The sequence below is a fragment of the Pseudomonas sp. H1_F01 genome, assembly GCF_054681425.1.
On sequence record NZ_CP162823.1, the window covers coordinates 6593039 to 6617111 of the forward strand.

Sequence of the window (24073 nt, forward strand, 5' to 3'; positions counted from 1 at the left end):
TATCAATGTGACATTACCTCGGCGATTGTTTAGGATGGCCGGCAGAAGGTCAATAGTTTGGCACAAACAAAATAATCGAGAAAACACAGCCAAAATATTGACATGTAAAAGCGTCAAATAACCTTACTTTGTGAACATGTACGTCCAGACCGCTGCAGCCTACAAGCTGACGGGTCCATGGAAGTCTACTGAGCGTGACACCCGGAGAGTCTTCAATGAGCAGTGTTATTGCCGTTGTCAAAAGCATTGTTGGTCAGGTTTTCGTCGTATCCCCAGAGGGCATCCGGCGCGTACTCATTGAAGGCGATCGCCTGTACACGGGCGATCAGTTGGACACTGGCCCTTCTGGCGCCGTCACATTGGATCTGGCCGATGGCCGCACCCTGGACCTGGGCCGCGACACCCAGTGGAGCGCCAATGCCCCGGACTCTTCCACCGACCTGGCACAAGCCACTGCCCAGGCCGCGCCGTCGGTAGAAGAGCTGCAACAAGCCATCGCCGCGGGTGTCGACCCGACGACCGCCCTGGAAGCCACCGCCGCCGGCGCCACTGCCGCAGGTACGGGCGGCGCCGCCGGTGGCGGCCACAGCTTTGTGGTGCTGGATGCCACCGCTGGTAGCGTCGACCCTACTGTCGGTTTCCCAACTGAAGGTCTCGCTGCGGCGGCTGCCACCGATAACAACACCCTGGGTGGCGATACTACGGATACGACCGCCAACGCTGTCCTCAATGCGACGATGACCCTGAGCGCCACGCCGACCCTGACCGAAGCCGGCGGCGTGCTGGTCTACACCGCGACCGTGACCCAGGCCCCGCAAACCGCCTTGACCGTGACCTTGTCCAACGGCGCGGTCATCGTGATCCCGGCGGGTCAGCTGACCGGTAGCGTCAACGTTCCACTCGCGCCGAATGACACGGTCTACAACGACCCAAGCCAGATCAGCGTGACCGTCACTGGCACCACCGGTGGCACTGGCATTGCCGTGACCGTGCCCACCACGCCGGCCGTGACCCAGATCACCGACACCATCGACACCACCACCGTCACCCTGAGCGCGGGCAATACCGTCACCGAAGGCGGCCAGATCACCTACACCGCCACCCTGACCAACCCGGCCCAGACTCCGGTGACCGTGACCCTGAGCAACGGCTCGGTCATCACCATCGCCGCCGGCCAGACTACCGGGACCGTCAACGTCGAGACGCCGGCTAATGACGTCTACAACAACGGCAGCACGGTCAGCACCACCATTACCGGAGCAACCGGCGGTAACTTCGAAAACCTGGTCCCGAGCACGACGCCTGCGGTTACTACGATTACCGATTCGGTGGACACCACTGGCCTGACCCTGACCGCCAGCAACACCATCACCGAAGGCGGCCAGATTACCTACACCGCTACCCTGACCAACCCGGCCCAGACCCCGGTGACGGTGACCTTGAGCAACGGCTCGGTCATCACCATCGCCGCCGGCCAGACCTCTGGCACCGTTAATGTCGAGACGCCGGCTAATGACGTCTACAACAACGGCAGCACCGTCAGCACCACCATTACCGGTGCGACAGGTGGCAACTTCGAAAACCTGGTGCCGAGCACGGCGCCTGCAGTCACCACGATTACCGATTCGGCGGATACCACTGGCCTGACTCTGACGGCCAGCAACACCATCACCGAAGGCGGCCAGATTACCTACACCGCCACCCTGACCAACCCGGCCCAGACTCCGGTGACCGTGACCCTGAGCAACGGCTCGGTCATCACCATCGCCGCCGGCCAGACCACTGGCACCGTTAACGTCGAGACGCCAGCTAATGACGTCTATAACAACGGCAGCACGGTCAGCACTACGATCACCGGCGCAACCGGCGGCAACTTCGAAAATCTGGTGCCGAGCACGACGCCTGCGGTCACCACAATTACCGATTCGGTGGACAGCACTGGCCTGACCCTGACCGCCAGCAACACCATCACCGAAGGCGGTTCGATTGTTTACACCGCCACCCTGACCAACCCGGCCCAGACCCCGGTGACGGTGACCTTGAGCAACGGCTCGGTCATTACCATCGCTGCTGGCCAGACTACCGGGACCGTCAACGTCGAGACGCCAGCCAATGACGTCTATAACAACGGCAGCACGGTCAGCACCACCATTACCGGTGCGACCGGTGGCAACTTCGAAAACCTGGTGCCGAGCACGGCGCCTGCAGTCACCACGATTACCGATTCGGCGGATACCACTGGCCTGACTCTGACGGCCAGCAACACCATCACCGAAGGCGGCCAGATTACCTACACCGCCACCCTGACCAACCCGGCCCAGACTCCGGTGACCGTGACCCTGAGCAACGGCTCGGTCATCACCATCGCCGCCGGCCAGACTACCGGGACCGTCAACGTCGAGACGCCGGCTAATGACGTCTACAACAACGGCAGCACGGTCAGCACCACCATTACCGGTGCGACCGGTGGCAACTTCGAAAATCTGGTGCCGAGCACGACGCCTGCGGTTACTACGATTACCGATTCGGCCGACACCACCGGCCTGACCCTGACCGCCAGCAACACCATCACCGAAGGCGGCCAGATTACCTACACCGCGACGCTGACCAACCCGGCCCAGACCCCGGTGACGGTGACCTTGAGCAACGGCTCGGTCATCACCATCGCCGCCGGCCAGACCACTGGCACCGTTAACGTCGAGACGCCAGCTAATGACGTCTATAACAACGGCAGCACGGTCAGCACTACGATCACCGGCGCAACCGGCGGCAACTTCGAAAATCTGGTGCCGAGCACGACGCCTGCGGTCACCACGATTACCGATTCGGTGGACAGCACTGGCCTGACCCTGACCGCCAGCGACACCATCACCGAAGGCGGTTCGATTGTTTACACCGCGACGCTGACCAACCCGGCCCAGACTCCCGTAACCGTGACCCTGAGCAATGGCTCGATCATCACCATCGCCGCCGGCCAGACCACTGGCACCGTCAACGTCGAGACGCCGGCTAATGACGTCTACAACAACGGCAGCACCGTCAGCACCACCATTACCGGTGCGACAGGTGGCAACTTCGAAAATCTGGTGCCGAGCACCGCGCCTGCGGTCACCACGATTACCGATTCGGTGGACACCACTGACCTGAGCCTGTCCGCGTCTACCGAAGTAGCTGAAGGCGGTTCCATCGTTTACACCGCCACCCTGACCAACGCCGCCGGCTCACCAGTGACCGTCACCTTGAGCAACGGCGCTGTAATCAACATCGCTGCGGGCGCCACTACCGGCACCGTCACTGTCGATGCGCCAAAAGACGACGTCTACAAAGACGCTGGCAAAGTTGAAGTCAGCATCGATAAAGCCACTGGCGGTAACTTCGAGAACCTGGTTCCGAGCACCACGCCTGCGGTGACTGACGTTACCGATACCATCGACACCTCGACTGTCAGCCTGACCGCAACGTCCACCGTCGCGGAAGGCGGCACCGTGGTGTACACCGCCTCGGTCAATGCACCCGTGACCGACGCTCCGTTGGTTATTACCCTGTCGAACGGCCAGACCATCACCATCCCGGTTGGCGCCAGCAGCGGCACCGTGAACTTCGTTACGCCAAACGACGCCCTCGCAGGCGGCGATAACCTGAGCGTGAAGATCGACGACGCCAAGGGCGGCAACTACGAAAAACTGGACATCGACGCCACTCCGGCGAATACCACCGTTACCGATGTACAGGACACTACCGGCCTGACCTTGAGTGCAACCGATAGTGTTGCTGAAGGCGGCTCCATCGTTTACACCGCCACCCTGACCAACGCCGCTGGCTCGCCTGTCACTGTGACTTTGAGCAACGGCGCCGTCATCAACATCGCAGCAGGCGCCACCACTGGCACCGTGACCGTCGATGCGCCAAAAGACGACGTCTACAAAGACGCTGGTAAAGTCGAAGTCAGCATCGATAAAGCCACTGGCGGCAACTTCGAGAACCTGGTTCCTAGCACCACGCCTGCGGTGACTGACGTTACCGATACCATCGACACCTCGACTGTCAGCCTGACCGCAACGTCCACCGTCGCCGAAGGCGGCACCGTGGTTTACACCGCCTCGGTTAACGCACCCGTGACCGACGCTCCGTTGGTTATTACCCTGTCGAACGGCCAGACCATCACCATTCCGGTTGGCGCCAGCTCCGCTTCGGTGAACTTCGTTACGCCGAACGACGCCCTCGCAGGCGGCGATAACCTGAGCGTCAAAATCGACGACGCCAAGGGTGGCAACTACGAAAAACTGGACATCGACGGCAAGCCTGCCGAAACCACCGTCACAGACACTCAGGACACCACTGGCCTGAGTCTGTCCGCGTCTACCGAAGTAGCCGAAGGCGGCTCGATCGTCTACACCGCCACCCTGACCAACGCCGCCGGCTCACCAGTGACCGTCACCTTGAGCAACGGCGCCGTCATCAACATCGCAGCAGGCGCCACCACCGGCACCGTCACTGTCGATGCGCCAAAAGACGACGTCTACAAAGACGCTGGCAAAGTTGAAGTCAGCATCGACAAGGCTACTGGCGGTAACTTCGAGAACCTGGTTCCGAGTACCACGCCAGCAGTGACCGATGTCACCGATACCATCGACACCAGCACCGTTTCGCTCACAGCGACTTCGACGGTGGCCGAAGGTGGGACTGTCGTTTACACCGCCTCGGTTAACGCACCCGTGACCGACGCTCCGTTGGTTATCACCCTGTCGAACGGCCAGACCATCACCATTCCGGTTGGCGCCAGCAGCGGCACCGTGAACTTCGTGACACCAAACGACGCCCTCGCGGGCGGCGATAACCTGAGCGTGAAGATTGATGACGCCAAGGGTGGCAATTACGAAAAACTGGACATCGACGCCACCCCGGCGGACACCACCGTTACCGATGTGCAGGACACTACCGGCCTGACCTTGAGTGCAACCGATAGCGTTGCTGAAGGCGGCTCGATCGTTTACACCGCAACATTGACCAACGCCGCCGGCTCGCCTGTCACTGTGACCCTGAGCAACGGCGCGGTGATCAACATCGCTGCGGGCGCCACTACCGGCACCGTGACCGTCGACGCACCAAAAGACGACGTCTACAAAGACGCCGGCAAAGTCGAAGTCAGCATCGATAAAGCCACTGGCGGCAACTTCGAGAACCTGGTTCCGAGCACCACCCCAGCGGTGACCGACGTTACCGACACCATCGACACCAGCACCGTTTCGCTCACAGCGACTTCGACGGTGGCCGAAGGTGGGACCGTGGTTTACACCGCCTCGGTCAACGCACCCGTGACCGACGCTCCGTTGGTTATCACCCTGTCGAACGGCCAGACCATCACCATTCCGGTTGGTGCCAGCAGCGGCACCGTGAACTTCGTCACGCCAAACGACGCCCTCGCGGGCGGCGATAACCTGAGCGTGAAGATCGACGACGCCAAGGGCGGCAACTACGAAAAACTGGACATCGACGGCAAGCCTGCCGAAACCACCGTCACAGACACTCAGGACACCACTGGCCTGACCTTGAGTGCAACCGATAGCGTCGCCGAAGGCGGCTCCATCGTTTACACCGCCACCCTGACCAACGCCGCCGGCTCACCAGTGACCGTCACCTTGAGCAACGGCGCTGTCATCAACATCGCTGCGGGCGCCACCACTGGCACCGTGACCGTCGATGCGCCAAAAGACGACGTCTACAAAGACGCTGGCAAAGTTGAAGTCAGCATCGATAAAGCCACTGGTGGTAACTTCGAGAACCTGGTTCCGAGCACCACGCCTGCGGTGACTGATGTCACCGACACCATCGACACCTCGACTGTCAGCCTGACCGCAACGTCCACCGTCGCGGAAGGCGGCACCGTGGTGTACACCGCCTCGGTCAATGCACCGGTCACTGATGCCCCGCTCGTCGTGACGTTGAGCAACGGCCAGACCATCACCATCCCAGTCGGTGCCAGCTCCGCTTCGGTGAACTTCGTTACGCCAAACGACGCCCTCGCGGGCGGCGACAGCCTGAGCGTCAAAATCGACGACGCCAAGGGCGGCAACTACGAAAAACTGGACATCGACGGCAAGCCTGCCGACACCACCGTCACAGACACTCAGGACACCACTGGCCTGACGCTCTCGGCAACTGACACTGTTGCCGAAGGCGGTTCCATCGTTTACACCGCAACATTGACCAACGCCGCTGGCTCGCCAGTGACCGTCACCTTGAGCAATGGCGCGGTGATCAACATCGCTGCGGGCGCCACTACCGGCACCGTCACTGTCGATGCGCCAAAAGACGACGTCTACAAAGACGCCGGCAAAGTCGAAGTCAGCATCGATAAAGCCACTGGTGGTAACTTCGAGAACCTGGTTCCGAGCACCACGCCTGCGGTGACTGACGTTACCGATACCATCGACACCTCGACTGTCAGCCTGACCGCAACGTCCACCGTCGCGGAAGGTGGCACCGTGGTTTACACCGCCTCGGTTAACGCACCCGTGACCGACGCTCCGTTGGTTATTACCCTGTCGAACGGCCAGACCATCACCATCCCGGTTGGCGCCAGCAGCGGCACCGTGAACTTCGTTACGCCAAACGACGCCCTCGCAGGCGGCGATAACCTGAGCGTGAAGATTGATGACGCCAAGGGCGGCAACTACGAAAAACTGGACATCGACGGCAAGCCTGCCGACACCATCGTCACAGACACCCAGGACACCACTGGCCTGACGCTCTCGGCAACTGACACTGTTGCCGAAGGCGGCTCGATCGTTTACACCGCAACATTGACCAACGCCGCCGGCTCGCCTGTCACTGTGACCCTGAGCAACGGCGCGGTGATCAACATCGCTGCGGGCGCCACTACCGGCACCGTGACCGTCGACGCACCAAAAGACGACGTCTACAAAGACGCCGGCAAAGTCGAAGTCAGCATCGATAAAGCCACTGGCGGCAACTTCGAGAACCTGGTTCCGAGCACCACCCCAGCGGTGACCGACGTTACCGACACCATCGACACCAGCACCGTTTCGCTCACAGCGACTTCGACGGTGGCCGAAGGTGGGACCGTGGTTTACACCGCCTCGGTCAACGCACCCGTGACCGATGCTCCGTTGGTTATCACCCTGTCGAACGGCCAGACCATCACCATTCCGGTCGGTGCCAGCTCCGCTTCGGTGAACTTCGTGACACCAAACGACGCCCTCGCAGGCGGCGATAACCTGAGCGTGAAGATTGATGACGCCAAGGGCGGTAATTACGAAAAACTGGACATCGACGGCAAGCCTGCCGACACCATCGTCACAGACACCCAGGACACCACTGGCCTGACGCTCTCGGCAACTGACACTGTCACCGAAGGCGGTTCCATCGTTTACACCGCAACATTGACCAACGCCGCTGGCTCGCCAGTGACCGTCACCTTGAGCAACGGCGCGGTGATCAACATCGCTGCGGGCGCCACCACTGGCACCGTGACCGTCGACGCACCAAAAGACGACGTCTACAAAGACGCTGGTAAAGTTGAAGTCAGCATCGATAAAGCCACTGGTGGTAACTTCGAGAACCTGGTTCCGAGCACCACGCCTGCGGTGACTGACGTTACCGATACCATCGACACCTCGACTGTCAGCCTGACCGCAACGTCCACCGTCGCGGAAGGCGGCACCGTGGTGTACACCGCCTCGGTCAATGCACCGGTCACTGATGCCCCGCTCGTCGTGACGTTGAGCAACGGCCAGACCATCACCATCCCAGTCGGTGCCAGCTCCGCTTCGGTGAACTTCGTTACGCCAAACGACGCCCTCGCGGGCGGCGACAGCCTGAGCGTCAAAATCGACGACGCCAAGGGCGGCAACTACGAAAAACTGGACATCGACGGCAAGCCTGCCGAAACCACCGTCACAGACACTCAGGACACCACTGGCCTGACCTTGAGTGCAACCGATAGCGTCGCCGAAGGCGGCTCCATCGTTTACACCGCAACATTGACCAACGCCGCTGGCTCACCTGTCACTGTGACCCTGAGCAACGGCGCCGTGATCAACATCGCTGCGGGCGCCACCACCGGCACCGTCACTGTCGATGCACCAAAAGACGACGTCTACAAAGACGCTGGTAAAGTTGAAGTCAGCATCGACAAGGCTACTGGCGGTAACTTCGAGAACCTGGTTCCGAGTACCACGCCAGCAGTGACCGATGTCACTGACACCATCGACACCAGCACCGTTTCGCTCACTGCGACTTCGACTGTGGCCGAAGGTGGGACTGTCGTTTACACCGCCTCGGTTAACGCACCCGTGACCGACGCTCCGTTGGTTATCACCCTGTCGAACGGCCAGACCATCACCATTCCGGTTGGCGCCAGCAGCGGCACCGTGAACTTCGTTACACCAAACGACGCCCTCGCGGGCGGCGATAACCTGAGCGTCAAAATCGACGACGCCAAGGGTGGCAATTACGAGAACCTTGCCATCGACGGCAAGCCTGCCGACACCACCGTTACCGATGTACAGGACACTACCGGCCTGACCTTGAGTGCAACCGATAGCGTTGCTGAAGGCGGCTCGATCGTTTACACCGCCACCCTAACCAACGCCGCTGGCTCGCCTGTCACTGTGACTTTGAGCAACGGCGTCGTCATCAACATCGCCGCAGGCGCCACCACTGGCACCGTCACTGTCGATGCGCCAAAAGACGACGTCTACAAAGACGCTGGCAAAGTTGAAGTCAGCATCGATAAAGCCACTGGCGGTAACTTCGAGAACCTGGTTCCGAGCACCACGCCTGCGGTGACTGACGTTACCGATACCATCGACACCTCGACTGTCAGCCTGACCGCAACGTCCACCGTCGCGGAAGGCGGCACCGTGGTGTACACCGCCTCGGTCAATGCACCGGTCACTGATGCTCCGCTCGTCGTGACGTTGAGCAACGGCCAGACCATCACCATCCCGGTCGGCGCCAGCTCCGCTTCGGTGAACTTCGTTACGCCGAACGACGCCCTCGCAGGCGGCGATAACCTGAGCGTGAAGATTGATGACGCCAAGGGCGGTAATTACGAAAAACTGGACATCGACGGCAAGCCTGCCGACACCATCGTCACAGACACCCAGGACACCACTGGCCTGACGCTCTCGGCAACTGACACTGTCACCGAAGGCGGTTCCATCGTTTACACCGCAACATTGACCAACGCCGCTGGCTCGCCAGTGACCGTCACCTTGAGCAACGGCGCTGTAATCAACATCGCTGCGGGCGCCACCACTGGCACCGTCACTGTCGATGCGCCAAAAGACGACGTCTACAAAGACGCTGGCAAAGTTGAAGTCAGCATCGATAAAGCCACTGGTGGTAACTTCGAGAACCTGGTTCCGAGCACCACGCCTGCGGTGACTGACGTTACCGATACCATCGACACCTCGACCGTGAGCCTGACCGCAACGTCCACCGTCGCGGAAGGCGGCACCGTGGTGTACACCGCCTCGGTCAACGCACCGGTCACTGATGCCCCGCTCGTCGTGACGTTGAGCAACGGCCAGACCATCACCATCCCAGTCGGTGCCAGCTCCGCTTCGGTGAACTTCGTTACGCCAAACGACGCCCTCGCGGGCGGCGACAGCCTGAGCGTCAAAATCGACGACGCCAAGGGCGGCAACTACGAAAAACTGGACATCGACGGCAAGCCTGCCGACACCACCGTCACAGACACTCAGGACACCACTGGCCTGACCTTGAGTGCAACCGATAGCGTCGCCGAAGGCGGCTCCATCGTTTACACCGCCACCCTGACCAACGCCGCTGGCTCGCCAGTGACCGTCACCTTGAGCAACGGCGCTGTAATCAACATCGCTGCGGGCGCCACCACTGGCACCGTCACTGTCGATGCGCCAAAAGACGACGTCTACAAAGACGCTGGCAAAGTTGAAGTCAGCATCGATAAAGCCACTGGTGGTAACTTCGAGAACCTGGTTCCGAGCACCACGCCTGCGGTGACTGACGTTACCGATACCATCGACACCTCGACCGTGAGCCTGACCGCAACGTCCACCGTCGCGGAAGGCGGCACCGTGGTGTACACCGCCTCGGTCAACGCACCGGTCACTGATGCCCCGCTCGTCGTGACGTTGAGCAACGGCCAGACCATCACCATCCCAGTCGGTGCCAGCTCCGCTTCGGTGAACTTCGTTACGCCAAACGACGCCCTCGCGGGCGGCGACAGCCTGAGCGTCAAAATCGACGACGCCAAGGGCGGCAACTACGAAAAACTGGACATCGACGGCAAGCCTGCCGACACCACCGTCACAGACACTCAGGACACCACTGGCCTGACCTTGAGTGCAACCGATAGCGTCGCCGAAGGCGGCTCCATCGTTTACACCGCCACCCTGACCAACGCCGCTGGCTCGCCAGTGACCGTCACCTTGAGCAACGGCGCTGTGATCAACATCGCTGCGGGCGCCACCACTGGCACCGTCACTGTCGATGCGCCAAAAGACGACGTCTACAAAGACGCTGGCAAAGTTGAAGTCAGCATCGATAAAGCCACTGGTGGTAACTTCGAGAACCTGGTTCCGAGCACCACGCCTGCGGCGACCGATGTCACCGACACCATCGACAACACCACCGTCAGCATCACCGGCAGCACGTCGGTCACCGAAGGCCAGGCGGCCACCTATACCGTCAGCCTGACGAACCCGGCGCAAACAGAGGTGACGCTCAAGATCGTCTACAGCGGCACCGCCGCCGATGGCACGGACTTCACCGGTGTCTACACCGTGAAGATCCCGGCCAACGCTACCAGCGCCACCTTCAACGTGGCGACGCTGGACGACAAGATCACCGAAGGCACCGAGAACTTCGTGGTCAAGATCGACTCGGCCACCGGTGGCAACTTCGAGCACCTGGCGGTCAGCGGCACCAATGGCAGCGTCAGTACCTCGATCATCGACAACGATGCGCCACCGGCACTCGACCTGGACGCCAACAACTCCAGCGGCAAGACCGGCGCCGATTACCAGGTGACCTTCACCGAAGGCACCACCGGTCCGGGCATGTCCATCGCCGACACCGACCTGAGCATCACTGACCCGGACAGCACCATGCTGACCGGCGCGACCATCGTGCTGACCAACCGTCAGCCTGGCGATGCGCTGAACCTGGGCAACAGCGTCAACGGCATCAGCATCAACGCCAACAGCACCGACGGCAAGGTCGTCCTGACGCTGACGGGCAATGCGACGCTGGCCGACTACATGCAGCAGATCAAGAACATCAGCTTCATCAACAACAGCGAAGATCCGAGCACCGTACCGCGCATCATCACCGTGACAGTGACTGACGGCACGAGCTACTCCAACACTGCCACCACCACCGTGAACGTGGTCGGGGTCAACGACGCGCCAGTGGCCACTGGCGGCGCGGTGACCGGTACCGAAGACACTTCACTGGTCCTCGGCTGGTCGACGTTCGGCATCAGCGACGTGGACAGTTCCGCCACCAGCCTGGGTGTGAAAATCACCGAGCTGCCGGCCGATGGCAAGTTGCAGTATCTGGACGGTGCAACCTGGAAAGACGTGGCCAACAACCAGACCTTCACCAAGGCTGACATCGACGCCGGCAAGCTGCGCTTCACTCCGGACGCCAACGAATCCGGCGCCAATGGTTATGTTGGCAGCAGCACGGGCAACAACCAGGCCGACTACGCACAGGTCAAGTTCCAGCCAACCGACGGCCAGGCGCTGGGCAATACCAGCACCGTGAAGATCGACATCACCCCAGTCGCCGACGCACCGACTCTCAACGTGGCCGGCAACAACGTGACCTCCACCGGTTTGATCAAGGAAGTCTGGACCGGCCTGTCGGGCCTGGGCACCGATGGCAGCGGCGCGCCGTCCGGCACGCTCAAGTCGGTGATCGATGCCGCCGGCACGCCGAACAGCAGCAGCACCGTGACCAACGTGCAGTCCGACAGCAACGTCAACCCGGGCACCGCGTCGAAAACCTCGGGCCTGATCTTCCTCGAAGCCGGCAAGACCTACACCTTCAGCGGTACCGGCGACGACAGCCTGCTGGTGACCATCGGCGGCAAAACCGCCGCGGCCACCACTTGGGGGGCGGGCGGCCAGTTGAACGGTTCGTTCACGCCGACCACCAGCGGCTACTACACCCTGGACATCTACCACCACAACCAGACCGGCCCGGGCAGCTATGACGTGAACCTGTCGGTCAACGGCAGCACACCGGTCGACCTGAGCAGTGCCGGCGTGCCGCTCTATACCGGCGTGACCGACCTGGCGAATTCTGGCGTGACCGTCTCCGACCTGCACGGCACCAACGGCGAAGGCTACTACGACGGCTTCAAGCTCAACGAAGGCGCCGAAGGCACCAGCGTGCACCTGTCGAAAATCACCACCGCCCTGACCGACACCGACGGCTCCGAAAGCCTGAGCGTGAAGATTGGCGGCATGCCGGAAGGGAGTGTGCTGAGCGACGGCGCGGGCCACTTCGCGACCGTGGGCAGCAACGGCGAAGCATCGGTCAGTGGCTGGAACCTGGGCAGCCTGACCCTGACCCCACCGACCTATTACAACGGCCAGCTCAATCTGACCGTGACCTCCACCTCCACCGAAGCCCTCGGAGGATCGGCGACCACCACGGCGCAAATCCCAGTCACCGTGTACCCGGCGACCTACAACGCCATCACCGCCACGTCGGGCAGTGACAACGTCACCGGCACCGACGGCAACGACATCGTCGTCGCCGACATTGGCGGGCTGACCGTAGTGCCGGGCGTCAACTACAACATCGCCTTCATGGTCGACAGCTCTGGCAGCATGAGCGACTCGTCCATCGCAGCGGCCAAGGCCTCGCTGACCTCGGTGTTCAACACCCTCAAGCAAAGCATGGGCAGTAACGCCGGGACGGTGAATATCTTTCTGGCGGACTTTGATAACCAGGTGAACAAGACCGTCGCGGTCAACCTCAACGACCCGAACGCCTTGACCCTGCTCAAAGGCGTGCTCGACTCGATGGTGTCCGGTGGCGGCACCAACTACGAAGACGTGTTCAAGACCACGGCGAACTTCTTCAACAGCACCCAGGCCTTGAACAATACCGGCGCGAAAAACCTGACGTATTTCATTACCGACGGCAAACCGACCTTCTACCAGACCGGCGAACAGACCAACCCGACCTTGTACGGCAACGTCAAGCTCGATGATGTGCTGAGCGCAGCCAACTACACCGTCGGCAAGTACTACACCCAGACGATCGACAGCACGCACAAGTACACCATCTACGAAAACGGCCAGATGTACCTGTCGACCAAAAGCGGAAAGAATTGGAACGACAGTTATGTCGGCACCGTGCATGCCGAGGGCAATGGCACCTTTGAATTGTCGAACCAGGGCGGCACCGGTTATGGCGATTACTGGAACTATGTCGATTCGGCAGCGGGCTCGACCGACAGCTTCACGCTGCTCAAGGGCCTGAGCACCGTCGAGGCCATCGGCCTGAACAACGACGTGACTCTGAACGACCTCAAGCCCTACGACTCGGACTCGACGCCGCAGACCAACATCGACCCGAACAACCTGGCCAACTCGATCATCGGCCACACCGAAGCGACCTTGCCGGGCTCCGATACGGTCAACGGCGGCAACGGCAACGACATCCTGTTCGGCGACCTGGTGAGCTTCAACGGCGTTGCCGGCGAGGGCTACCAGGCCATCCAGGCTTTCGTCGCCCAGCAGAACGGCGTGGACGTCAGCAAGGTCACCACCAGCAACGTGCACCAGTACATCACCGAACACTACACCGCGTTCGATGTGTCCGGTGCCCACGATGGCAATGACACCCTGCTGGGCGGCGCCGGCAACGACATCATTTTCGGCCAGGGCGGCAACGACACGCTCGACGGTGGCAAGGGCAATGACATTCTGCTCGGTGGCACGGGTAACGACACACTGATCGGCGGCCAGGGCAATGACACCCTGATCGGCGGCCTGGGCGGCGATACCTTTGTCTGGAAGGCCGGCGACACCGGCACCGACGTGATCAAGGACTTCAAGGCCAGCGAAGGAGACCGGATCGACCTGCGGGATCTGTTGCAGGGCGAAAGCGGCAGCACCATCGACCACTTCCTGAAAATCAGCACGGTCGATGGCGTATCGTCGCTGCAGGTCAGCACCTCCGGTCAGTTCAATGGGGCCAACGGCGGCGCCGCGACCCCGGACGTGACGATCAAGCTCGAAGGCAACAACTGGTCGAACGTGAACCTGAACTCGTTGATCGCCGGCAGCGACCCGACCATCAAGGTCGATCACAACAACAGCTGACCGGGCCCTCACGACCGCCCTTCACAGGGCGGTCGTGCATGGCTGCTCCCAGGATGACGATTTCGTCTCCACCCTCCATACTCCCCCACAGTTGGCCTATGCTGCCCAGCATGATGCCGCTTCATACATGAGGGATGCCCGATGTTTTATGTGCAACGCGATGCACAAGGCCTGCTGGTGCGCGTAGAAGCCACCGCTTACGCCGAGGCCACCGAAACCTTGCCGGCCGACAACCACGAGATCCAGGACTGGTTCGCCAACCAGGCGGTGGAAAACAGCCTCAAGCAGCTCAAGCAAAGCGACCTGGAGATGATCCGGGTACTCGATGACTTGATCCAGGTGCTGACCAGCAAAGGCGTGATCCGCGTCACCGACCTGCCACCGGCGGCCCAGGCCAAGCTGATGGACCGCACCCAGGCCCGGGAAGCCTTGGGCGGGTTGAGCCGGTTGATCGATGATGATGAGAAGGGGTTGATCTAGCCCTGGTTTCATCGGTGTCGGGCTGCCCTCATCGCGAGCAAGCTCGCTCCCACAGTGGATCTGTGTCAGGGCGCTATTTTCCATTCGCCAACAGATCCCTTGTGGGAGCGAGCTTGCTCGCGATGACAATCGTCAATTCACCGCAGGTCTGTCAATTCGACGCTTGCACTTCAAGCCGATCCATCGCCCCCTCCACCAACAGATGCACCCCATCGGCCATTCGACTGATCGCCAGGATCACGCTGCGGCGCGAGACGTCGACGTCGTCAGCCAGGTCGGCGGCGATGGCGCTGATGGACAGCAGGTCTTCGGAGGCATTGGCCAGGAGGGTTTCGGTGTCGATGTCCGGGGAGACCATGAAGAGCTGGGCAGTTTGGTTTTTTCCCGAGGCTTCATCGGTGGGTTTGGGATTGAGGTAGTAGTCGAGGACGCGTTCGGCGGCTTCGTCGAGTGTGGTGGAGCTGCGTGAGGTGTTTTTCGTTTCCGCTGTTGTCATTGGAGAACTCCTAAACGACTAGTAAGGAGCCTTTGCTACACAGCGAGTCCAAATGAGATCGCTGAATGGCATGGGCCGTTTCGCCCTAAACAGATATTTCGGACTTGCACGTCCGTGTCACCGTTTTTTCAGTGACAAACCCAGACTAGCCACGAGGCAGACGCCGGACAAGTTCACCACGTTCGCTACAACTCGAAGGAAATCTCCTAGGACCTTACTTTTAGAGGGGGGTGTATATCCGTTTCTGCGGTAACGGCCACTTAGGGTTCCGCCCTGACGGCGGCTCACTTTTGAGAAGCCCGGAAGCCGGCCCAGTCGAAAGTAACCAAAGCGCTTCTGCCCTACCACTTGGCACCTCGCTTAGGCTCGGTGTGCCCTCACTCCGGCATTGCTCCGTGGGCCGCCGCGAAGGGCCATCCATGGCCCAGAGTGTGTAAAAACCCCGAAGCCAACCCTTGCTATGATTCCCCAGGACTTCATCGCAAGGGCTGCCCATGAAACGCTTCATCCAAGGTGAACACCGAGATCAAACTACCTTGCTCCCCGAGAGCTTGGACGACTACGTCAGCGACACCAATCCGGTGCGCGTTGTCGATGTCTTCGTGGATGAGCTCGACCTGATCAGCTTGGGTTTTGACAGCGCTGTCCCCGCTAAAACGGGCCGACCGGCTTACCACCCTGCAGTCATGCTGAAGATCTACATCTACGGCTATCTCAACCGTATCCAGTCAAGCCGGCGCCTTGAGCGCGAGGCGCAGCGCAACGTCGAGCTGATGTGGCTGACCGGTCGCCTGATGCCGGATTTCAAGACCATCGCCAATTTCCGCAAAGACAACGGAAAGGCCATTCGAGGAGTCTGTCGGCAGTTCGTCGTGTTGTGTCAACAATTGGGGCTGTTCTCGGAGCATTTCGTTGCCATCGATGGCAGTAAATTCAAGGCGGTGAACAACCGCGACCGCAATTTTACCAGCGCCAAGCTGAAGCGCCGGATGGAAGACATCGAGTCAAGCATTGCCCGTTATCTGAAAGCCCTGGATGAGGCTGATCGGGAAGAGCCCAAGTCTTCAGGGCCCAAAGGCGGCCTGGAAGAGAAAATCGCCAAATTGAAGGAGCAGATGAAGGCACTCCAAGCGATTGAAATACAGCTTGAAGCATCGCCGGACAAACAGATCTCGCTAACCGACCCGGACGCGCGCTCGATGATGATGACGAGCGGTCATGGCATCGTGGGCTACAACGTGCAGACAGCAGTCGATACCAAACACCATTTGATCGTTGCGCACGAGGTGACCAATGTCGGTCACGACCGTGATCAGCTTAGCTCGATGGCCCAGCAAGCCCGTGAGGCGATGCAAATCGAATCGTTGTCGGTGGTGGCGGACCGAGGGTATTACAAAAGTGGAGAAATCCTGGCCTGTCACGAGGCAGGGATCACAGCTTATGTGCCGAAAACGCTGAGCTCGCGGGCCAAATTTGATGGTCGTTTCGGCAATGACGAGTTTGTATACGAGGCAGACAAAGATGTGTACGTCTGCCCCGCCAAGCAAGTGCTGATCTGGCGCAACTCTTACGTCGACAAGGGCAAGAAGCTGGACGTTTACTGGCACTCCAACTGCCGAGCCTGTTCGATAAAGGCGCAATGCACACCGGCCAGAGAGCGAAAAATTCGGCGCTGGGAACATGAGGCGTTACTGGAGGAAATGCAGGCCCGGATGAACAATGAGCCGCAGATGATGAACATCCGCAAGCGAACGGTCGAGCACCCCTTCGGGACGCTGAAGCAATGGATGGGAGCGACGCATTTTCTGACACGGCGGCTGGCTGGGGTCAGCACTGAAATGAGCTTGAATGTGCTCGCTTACAATTGGAAAAGAGTGATGAAAATCCTTGGTGCGCAGGGTCTGATGAAGGCGCTGGCGGCCTGAAAGCCTGCCGTTTTGCCCCGTTAATCAAGCTATGAAGCCTTGCTAGCGTTCGTAGGGGCCGCTTGGAGCTACAGGAACCCTTCAGGTTTTAATCAGTTGGCCAACACCTGTCGGCACTACGTGCCGACGATGTTTTTATCGGTTTTTACACACTCTGGGCCCAGCGCGGCTACCTCGGCATCCATGCCGAGGTGCCCACTGCGCAATGCCTGCGTTCGGCCAGCGTGGTTAATGGGGCGCCCGAGATCAACGTCCACCACGAGGCGGCCTGGAAGCCGACCTGGTTCTTGGAGGGACTGCGTTTCCCCTGTGGGAGCGGGCTTGCTCGCGAAGAGGCCGGCAAACCCAGCATCCATGTGACTGAACCACCGCTATCGCGAGCAAGCTCGCACATAGGTTTTTGGTCGTTTATAAGATCAGTGTCCACCGCCGGTCCCTGTGGGAGCAAAGCTTGCTCGCGATGGCGGTGGGTCTGCTTGCATCAATGCTGAATGTGCCGTCGCTTCGCGAGCAAGCTTTGCTCCCACAAGTCCTGCTCAAACAGATCTGACGGGTGTACGACCGGGAGAGCCAGGTCGGCTGTCAGGCCGCCTCGCGAGCAAGCTTTGCTCCCACAGGTCCTGCTCAAACAGATCTGACGGGTGTACGACCGGGAGAGCCAGGTCGGCTACCAGGCCGCCTCGCGGCGGGCCCACGGAGCAATGCCTGCGTTCGGGCATGCCGAGCCTAAGCGAGGCACCGAGTGGTGGGGCAAGCCTTTTTTGCTTACTTTTTTTGGCGCTTGAAAAAAAGTGAGCCGCCGTAAGGGCGGAACCCTAAGCAGCCGTTACCGCAGAAACGGATATGTACTCAGTCAGAAGGATAAAAGACCGCCTCACCCCCAACGCTTAGGCTCACCCACCAATTGCCCCTGAACCCCAAACAACCCCATCTCACGAATCACCGCCAACTCCCCCTCCGTCTCAACCCGCTCAGCAATCAACGGCAGGTCAATACTGTGAGCAGCCCGCTGGATCGCCTCGATGAACAGTCGCTTGTCACTTTCCTGATCAATCGCGCGGATATAACTGCCATCGATCTTCAAGTAAGCCAACCCCAAACGCGACAAGTTACCGATCATGCTGAACCGCCCACCAAAACGCTGCAGGCTCAAGGAGAAGCCCAACTCACGCAGACGCCGGGTCAACTGCTCCAGCACCGCTTGCTCCGGCAATTGCTCTTCACCAATCTCCAGGGTCAGGCGCGACCCAAGGTTGGAATGCGCCCGCAGGATCTCAAAGATCTTGTTCAGCGCCTGCGGATCGGCCAAGGTCGCCGAAGACAGGTTCAACGCCAGAGACTGTTCATGCCCGGCCATTTGCCTGAGCACCTGTTCAAGCATCAAACGGTCCAGGCGCGCAGTCCAGCCGAAGCGCTCCAACCAGGGCAGGAACCGCCCGGCGGGGATGGTCTGGCCATGCTCGTCGAGCAGCCGCGACAGCACTTTGTAATGCAGCACCACCTGGGTGTCCTGGGCGGCCACCACCGGCTGGAAGTACAGTTCGAAACGCTGATGATTCAACGCCTGGTCGAGCAACGTGTGCCAGGCATGGTGATCGTCACCGACACTGGCCACCGCGCTGTGATCCAGGCAGGCCCAACCCGGTTCGCCCTGGCTTTCGGCCTGGGCCAGGGCCTGGTCGCCGAGCTGGAGCACCGCTTGCGGCGAGTCGCCATGGACGAACGGCGCCAGCCCGATGGAGGCCACCGACGCCACATCCGTCGCGCCGGTCGCATGCAGGCTCGCCAACGCAGCCTCAAGGTTCTGCGCCAGTTGCAGCGCTTCCTCGCGCACCAGCCCAGGTGCCAGCACCGCAAACTCCCCACCGCGAATACGCGTGACCAGATTGTGGGTTTCCGGATACCGCTCGCACTCACGCAGCAATTGCTCACCCACGGCCTGGAGCAACTGGTCGGTGCGCTGCCCGCCCAGCCGCTGGTTCAAACCGGCCAAGTCCTTGACCCGCAGCAACAGCAGATAACCGGAGCTGGCCTGCTCCGGGTTGCTCACCCGGGCATTGAGCTGCATTTCGAAGTAGCGCCGGTTGGCCAGGCCCGTGAGGTTGTCCTGGTAGGATTCGACCCGCAGTTTCTCGCTGCGCTCGGCCTGCTCCTGGAACAGCGCCTTGAGCTTCTCGACCATCTGGTTCATCGCCTGCACCACGCGGCGCAGTTCAGGCGTGCGCGGCAGCTCTGGCAGGCTCAGGAACTCGCGACGGGCGATGGCATGGGACTGGTGCACCATGTAGTCCAGCGGCTTGAGCTGACGACGCAGCAGCAAGGCCCCCAGCACCGCGCTCACGGCACCGCACAGCAAAAGCCAACCCAGGCTGCCCAACGCGCTCTGCCACAGCTTGGCGAGGGCGAACATCGGGTGGCTGACCACTTCAACCCGGGCCGCCTGTTCCCAGCCGCGGCTGACGATGGCATCGCCTCCGGCCGGTTCCAGGCCGATCAGCTTGACGAACCATTGCGGCACGCTGCCGGCGTCCGGCGTGCCGGTGCGCTCGACGAGGGTCTTGTCGGTGGCCACGTCGACCACGCGGATGCTGGCGTAGTAGCCGCTGTCGAAGATCGAGCTGACCATCAGCTCCACCATCGCCGGGTCGTCGATGTTCGGCGTCAGCGACAACGCCAGCGCCGTGGCCGCGTCCTGGGCGTGGGAGCGCAACTGATTGACGTACTGGGCCCGCGAACTCTCCAGGCTGACCATGAAGCTGCCGCTGAAGGCAACCACCAGGAACAGACAGATAGCGATCAACAGCTGTTTGAACAAGGACATCTGAGCGCGCGCTCCTAGTTAGTCGTCTCGACCGGAAAACCTTCGGCCTGCATTTTCTTCAACACATCCTGCCACCGGGACAGGCGCTTGGTGTCACCCACTTTCTTGTTGCCCTTGGCGCCCGGCAGCCACAGCCCTTCGGCATTGAAAGAGTAGACCGGGAGCAAGTCGGTTCGCTGGCTGGCCGGCAGGATGCCGTCGATCAGGCTGTCGAGTACCAGCGGCATCGCCTCGGGCGTGGCGTAATAGGTGAGCACCATGTGCGCACGGTTCTGCCGCAAGGCCTTGACGTAAGTGATGCGCAGCTTGTCACTGGACACCCCGAGATGGCGCAGGCTGAAATACTTGGCGATGGCGTAGTCTTCACAATCGCCGGCGCCCTTCCACAGGGCCTGGATCGGGGTCTCCCAGTAGTCGACCTCGCGCCACAGGTCGATGTCTTCCACGTAGCGCACCTGTTTGTTGAAAAACAGGTTCACCACCTTGAGCTGTTCCAGTTCCGGGATCTGTTTCTGGGTCGCCAACAGTTGCTGCCATGCGTCGATCCGTTGCTGACCTTCGCCCAAGGGACCATATAACGCTTGCGCCCGTCGGCTGATCTGCGCAAAGTCCCAGTCAGCCTGCAAGCCACCCAGCATCAGGCCGGCCAGCAACAATGCCGAACACAGCCAGCGCAAGGACCTGAGAACAGGGAAAGGTGCAGCCAAGGGAATACGTCCGAAAAGGGCCGTTGGAAATTCGTTGGATGGTGAAGCCTGGCCGGGTAAAAAACAATGGCAGGTTGCAATCACCGCAAGCAGACTAAACTTTAGTTCAGGAACTGGGGCCGCGAGATTTTGACGGCTTGGCAATCTGTAACTAACGTTGGCTTGGATCCAATTGTCGTTACTATCAGTCAGGTGTTGTCGTGACACAAAAGCCCAAACCACTCAGCACTATCCAGGTCAACGGCCCCATCCCGGCTGACCAGGCTCGCTCGATCATCGAAGAGTCTCTGCGCGAGGCTATCCTCGATGGACGCCTGCCTTGCGGCACCGCCCTGCGCCAGCAGGAACTGGCCGACCTGTTCGGCGTGAGCCGCATGCCGGTGCGCGAGGCATTGCGCCAGCTCGAAGCGCAGTCACTGCTCAATGTGGTTCAGCACAAGGGCGCCGTGGTGGCGCCGTTGATCACCAACAATGCGGTAGAAACCTACGCCCTGCGCTCGGTCCTGGAATCGTTCGCCTTGCGCCTGTCCATTCCACTGCTAGATGACAACGACCTGGCACTGGCCGCCCAGTACATCGAACAGCTGGAAACGGAAACCGATCACGCCCAGATCGGCAAGCTCAACCGGCTGTTCCACATGTCGCTTTATCACAAGGCACCCAACAGCAAGCTGCTGGACCTGATCGAGCGCGAGCTCAATGAAGAAGAGCGCTTCCTGCGTTTTCATCTGTCATCCATGGGGCTGGGCAAGTTGAGCCAGGACGATCATCGCGCGCTGCTCGACGCCGCGCGTGCCAAGGACATCGATAACGCCGTCGTATTGCTGGAGCGACACCTGGAAAAAGCCTCGGTCACCATGCGCCGGTACCTGGAACAGTCGTCGAATCTTTGATCCCACCTCGACGGTCCAGCCGGCGTAAAAACTTCTTACATATCCTTCCGACTCACTTGTCGCCTGCGCGGCGCGGCTTGGCCGTGGCCGCGACTCGTCGTCCCATCAGTTCAATGGCACTGCCATCGATTTGGGCTCACTCTTGCGCTTGTCGATTCAAAACAGACCTGAAGAAGTCAACGCCTGGCTGAGGCCAGACGAATCGAAGCCAATACGCAAGGAGCGTCGTCCAACCGGCGGGATGATCGGATGTCCGACCGACGTCCTGCCCATAACATAAAACTTCTTAACTCCCCGATCCCTGAAGTGCTCCGAGTGAGGCATTCACTCGAACTATTCGATTCTGATACCCCTAAATCGGAAGGAGCTTCTTCGCCCAAATAAAACTTATATAAAAAGTTTTAACAGCCCTCTTCGCGCCCAATAAAACACTAACTTTAAATAATTAAAAAAGTACTTGCCGCTTACTTGTTTCATGTATTAGTTTTTTATTCGTCGCGTTACTGGCGACCCTTTCGACTTGCGACAAGCCAAGCAAATACTGGCATCCAAAGCCGAAATTACGATTAAAAGAGAATACTTAAGCCCCTTGGGCAATTCATGGATTCCGGTTCAGGCACCCGCTCGCCTTAATTAAATAACGAGCAACCTTCCGGACAAAATATCATTGATGAGGACGTTCCGATGCAGCCAACCAAAGAACAACTATCTCTAAAAAAACACGAACTTGGCCAACACCCGGTTTTTTCCGAGATTACATCAATCGATCTGTTACGCCGCTTTATGGAAAGCCATGTCTTTGCCGTCTGGGACTTCATGTCGCTGACCAAGCGGCTGCAACGCGAGCTCACCTGCGTCCACCTGCCCTGGCTGCCGCCGGCCGACCCGCACGCGGCACGCCTGATCAATGAAATCGTGCTGGGAGAAGAGTCGGATGACCGCCCCGGCGCAGGCTATTGCAGCCACTTCGAACTGTACCTGGACGCCATGCGGGAAATCGGTGCCGATACCCGCGCGATCGAGCAATTCATCACCCTGCAACAGGAAGGCGTCAGCCCCGAAACTGCGCTGGACAGCGTCGAGGTCGAACCGGCGGCGGCACGGTTTGTCCGCCAGACCTTGCACACCGCCCTGCACGCCCCGGCCCACAGCGTGGCAGCGGCCTTCGTGCATGGTCGCGAGAGTGTCATCCCGCAGATGTTCCAGCGCATGCTCGACGCTTGGGGCATTGGCCTGGATCAGGCGCCGACCTTTCGTTATTACCTGCAGCGGCACATCGAAGTCGATTCCGAAGACCATGGCCCGGCGGCAGAAAAGTTGTTGGCCCGGCTGATCGATGGCGACCCGCAGCGCGAAACCGAAGTACTGGTCGCCGCGCTCGCCGCTGTCCACAGCCGCGCGGCCTTGTGGGATGGCTTGCGCCAGAGCATGGCCCAGCCGGTTGCACAGGTGACGCCATGAACGCTGTCGAATACCAATCTTTCGCCGACGCCTGGGAAAGCCGCGCGACGATCCGTACCCGGCCACGGCGCCGGGTCGAAGACGACGACAAACTGATCTTCCCCATGAGCCGCCAGCCGCTGGTGCACAGCCAGACCTTCCTCAGCCACTGTCCGCAATTGCGCGACTTTGTGCTGGTGCAGAGCCTCTACAAGTTCATCAACGACGTGGTGATTTTCGAGACCGAACTGGTGGACCACACCGCCCGCCGCATCGCCAAGAACCGCTTCGGCATCGAATTCCCGTTCGCCTGCCGCTACGACGCGATGACCGTGGTGGTGGATGAGGATTATCACGCGCTGGTGGCGATGGACTTCATGCAGCAGACCATCGATATGACCGGCATCGAACCGATCCCGTTGCCGGGGCAGATCGAACTCAGCCGCGCGATACCGGCGACCCTGGCCCAGGCGCCGGAACATCTGCTCAGCGCCGTGGAACTGATCTGCATCGCCATCGCAGAGAACACCGTCACCAACGAAGTGGCGGCCTTCGCCCGGGACGACTCGGTCAAGGCCTCGATCAAGGGGCTGATGGCCGATCACTTGCTCGACGAGGGCCGGCACTCCGGTTTCTGGACGCGACTGGTGCAGATTTACTGGCGCACCGCGCCCGAAGAGGACCGCGCGGCGATTGCGCGCTTGATGCCCGGTTTCATCGTCCAGTACCTGGCGAGCGACCTGCAGCAAGCGTTCGACTTCGAGCTGATCGCCCACCTGCCCGTCGACGAATCGGTACGCCAGTCGCTGCGTGAAGAGGCCAGTGCGCTGGCCTACCCCATCAATCGTTTTCACCCGTTGGTGGGCAACATCACGCGCTTTTTCCGCAGCAGCTCGATGCTCGCGTCCCCCTGCGTACGCGACGCCCTCGCTGATTATCTGACTCCATGAGGACCTT

At 60.5% G+C, this 24073-nt stretch carries 9 protein-coding genes; 6 read left to right on the plus strand and 3 right to left on the minus strand.

What is annotated here, in order from left to right; all coding sequences use genetic code 11:
* Nucleotides 1–215: 215 nt before the first annotated feature.
* Nucleotides 216–14354: a retention module-containing protein gene (locus tag AB4O09_RS29640; protein ID WP_460107826.1), complete on the plus strand. Its 14139-nt coding sequence runs from the start codon at nucleotides 216–218 to the stop codon at nucleotides 14352–14354.
* 141 nt (nucleotides 14355–14495) lie between these two features.
* A complete protein-coding gene (locus AB4O09_RS29645; protein ID WP_003196545.1) occupies nucleotides 14496–14834 on the plus strand; it encodes a hypothetical protein in 339 nt (112 codons plus the stop codon).
* A gap of 151 nt (nucleotides 14835–14985) precedes the next feature.
* Here AB4O09_RS29645 and AB4O09_RS29650 read toward each other — a convergent pair whose 3' ends face one another.
* Nucleotides 14986–15330, minus strand: coding sequence for a DUF6124 family protein (locus AB4O09_RS29650; protein WP_043043120.1), 345 nt, complete (start codon nucleotides 15328–15330; stop codon nucleotides 14986–14988).
* A 494-nt stretch (nucleotides 15331–15824) separates the two neighbouring features.
* Here AB4O09_RS29650 and AB4O09_RS29655 point away from each other — a divergent pair, with 494 nt between their 5' ends.
* Complete coding sequence (locus tag AB4O09_RS29655; RefSeq protein ID WP_069970836.1) at nucleotides 15825–17255, plus strand: IS1182 family transposase; 1431 nt, start codon at nucleotides 15825–15827, stop codon at nucleotides 17253–17255.
* Nucleotides 17256–18129: 874 nt separating this feature from the next.
* On the opposite strand, the gene lapD is transcribed toward AB4O09_RS29655, so the two are convergent.
* Nucleotides 18130–20076: a cyclic di-GMP receptor LapD gene (lapD, locus tag AB4O09_RS29660; RefSeq protein ID WP_027912081.1), complete on the minus strand. Its 1947-nt coding sequence runs from the start codon at nucleotides 20074–20076 to the stop codon at nucleotides 18130–18132.
* Between the two features lie 14 nt (nucleotides 20077–20090).
* The gene (lapG, locus tag AB4O09_RS29665; RefSeq protein WP_371856198.1) at nucleotides 20091–20714 is read right to left on the minus strand and encodes a cysteine protease LapG; all 624 of its coding nucleotides are present in this window, start codon (nucleotides 20712–20714) and stop codon (nucleotides 20091–20093) included.
* Between the two features lie 269 nt (nucleotides 20715–20983).
* Here lapG and AB4O09_RS29670 point away from each other — a divergent pair, with 269 nt between their 5' ends.
* From AB4O09_RS29670 to AB4O09_RS29680, 3 genes are all read left to right on the plus strand, one after another.
* Entirely contained in the window at nucleotides 20984–21676 is a 693-nt protein-coding gene (locus AB4O09_RS29670) for a GntR family transcriptional regulator (RefSeq protein ID WP_003196536.1), read from the plus strand.
* A 684-nt stretch (nucleotides 21677–22360) separates the two neighbouring features.
* Complete coding sequence (locus AB4O09_RS29675) at nucleotides 22361–23137, plus strand: DUF3050 domain-containing protein (protein ID WP_003196534.1); 777 nt, start codon at nucleotides 22361–22363, stop codon at nucleotides 23135–23137.
* A complete protein-coding gene (locus tag AB4O09_RS29680) occupies nucleotides 23134–24066 on the plus strand; it encodes a diiron oxygenase (RefSeq protein ID WP_003196532.1) in 933 nt (310 codons plus the stop codon). The genes AB4O09_RS29675 and AB4O09_RS29680 overlap by 4 nt, the downstream gene beginning before the upstream one ends.
* Nucleotides 24067–24073: the final 7 nt, after the last annotated feature.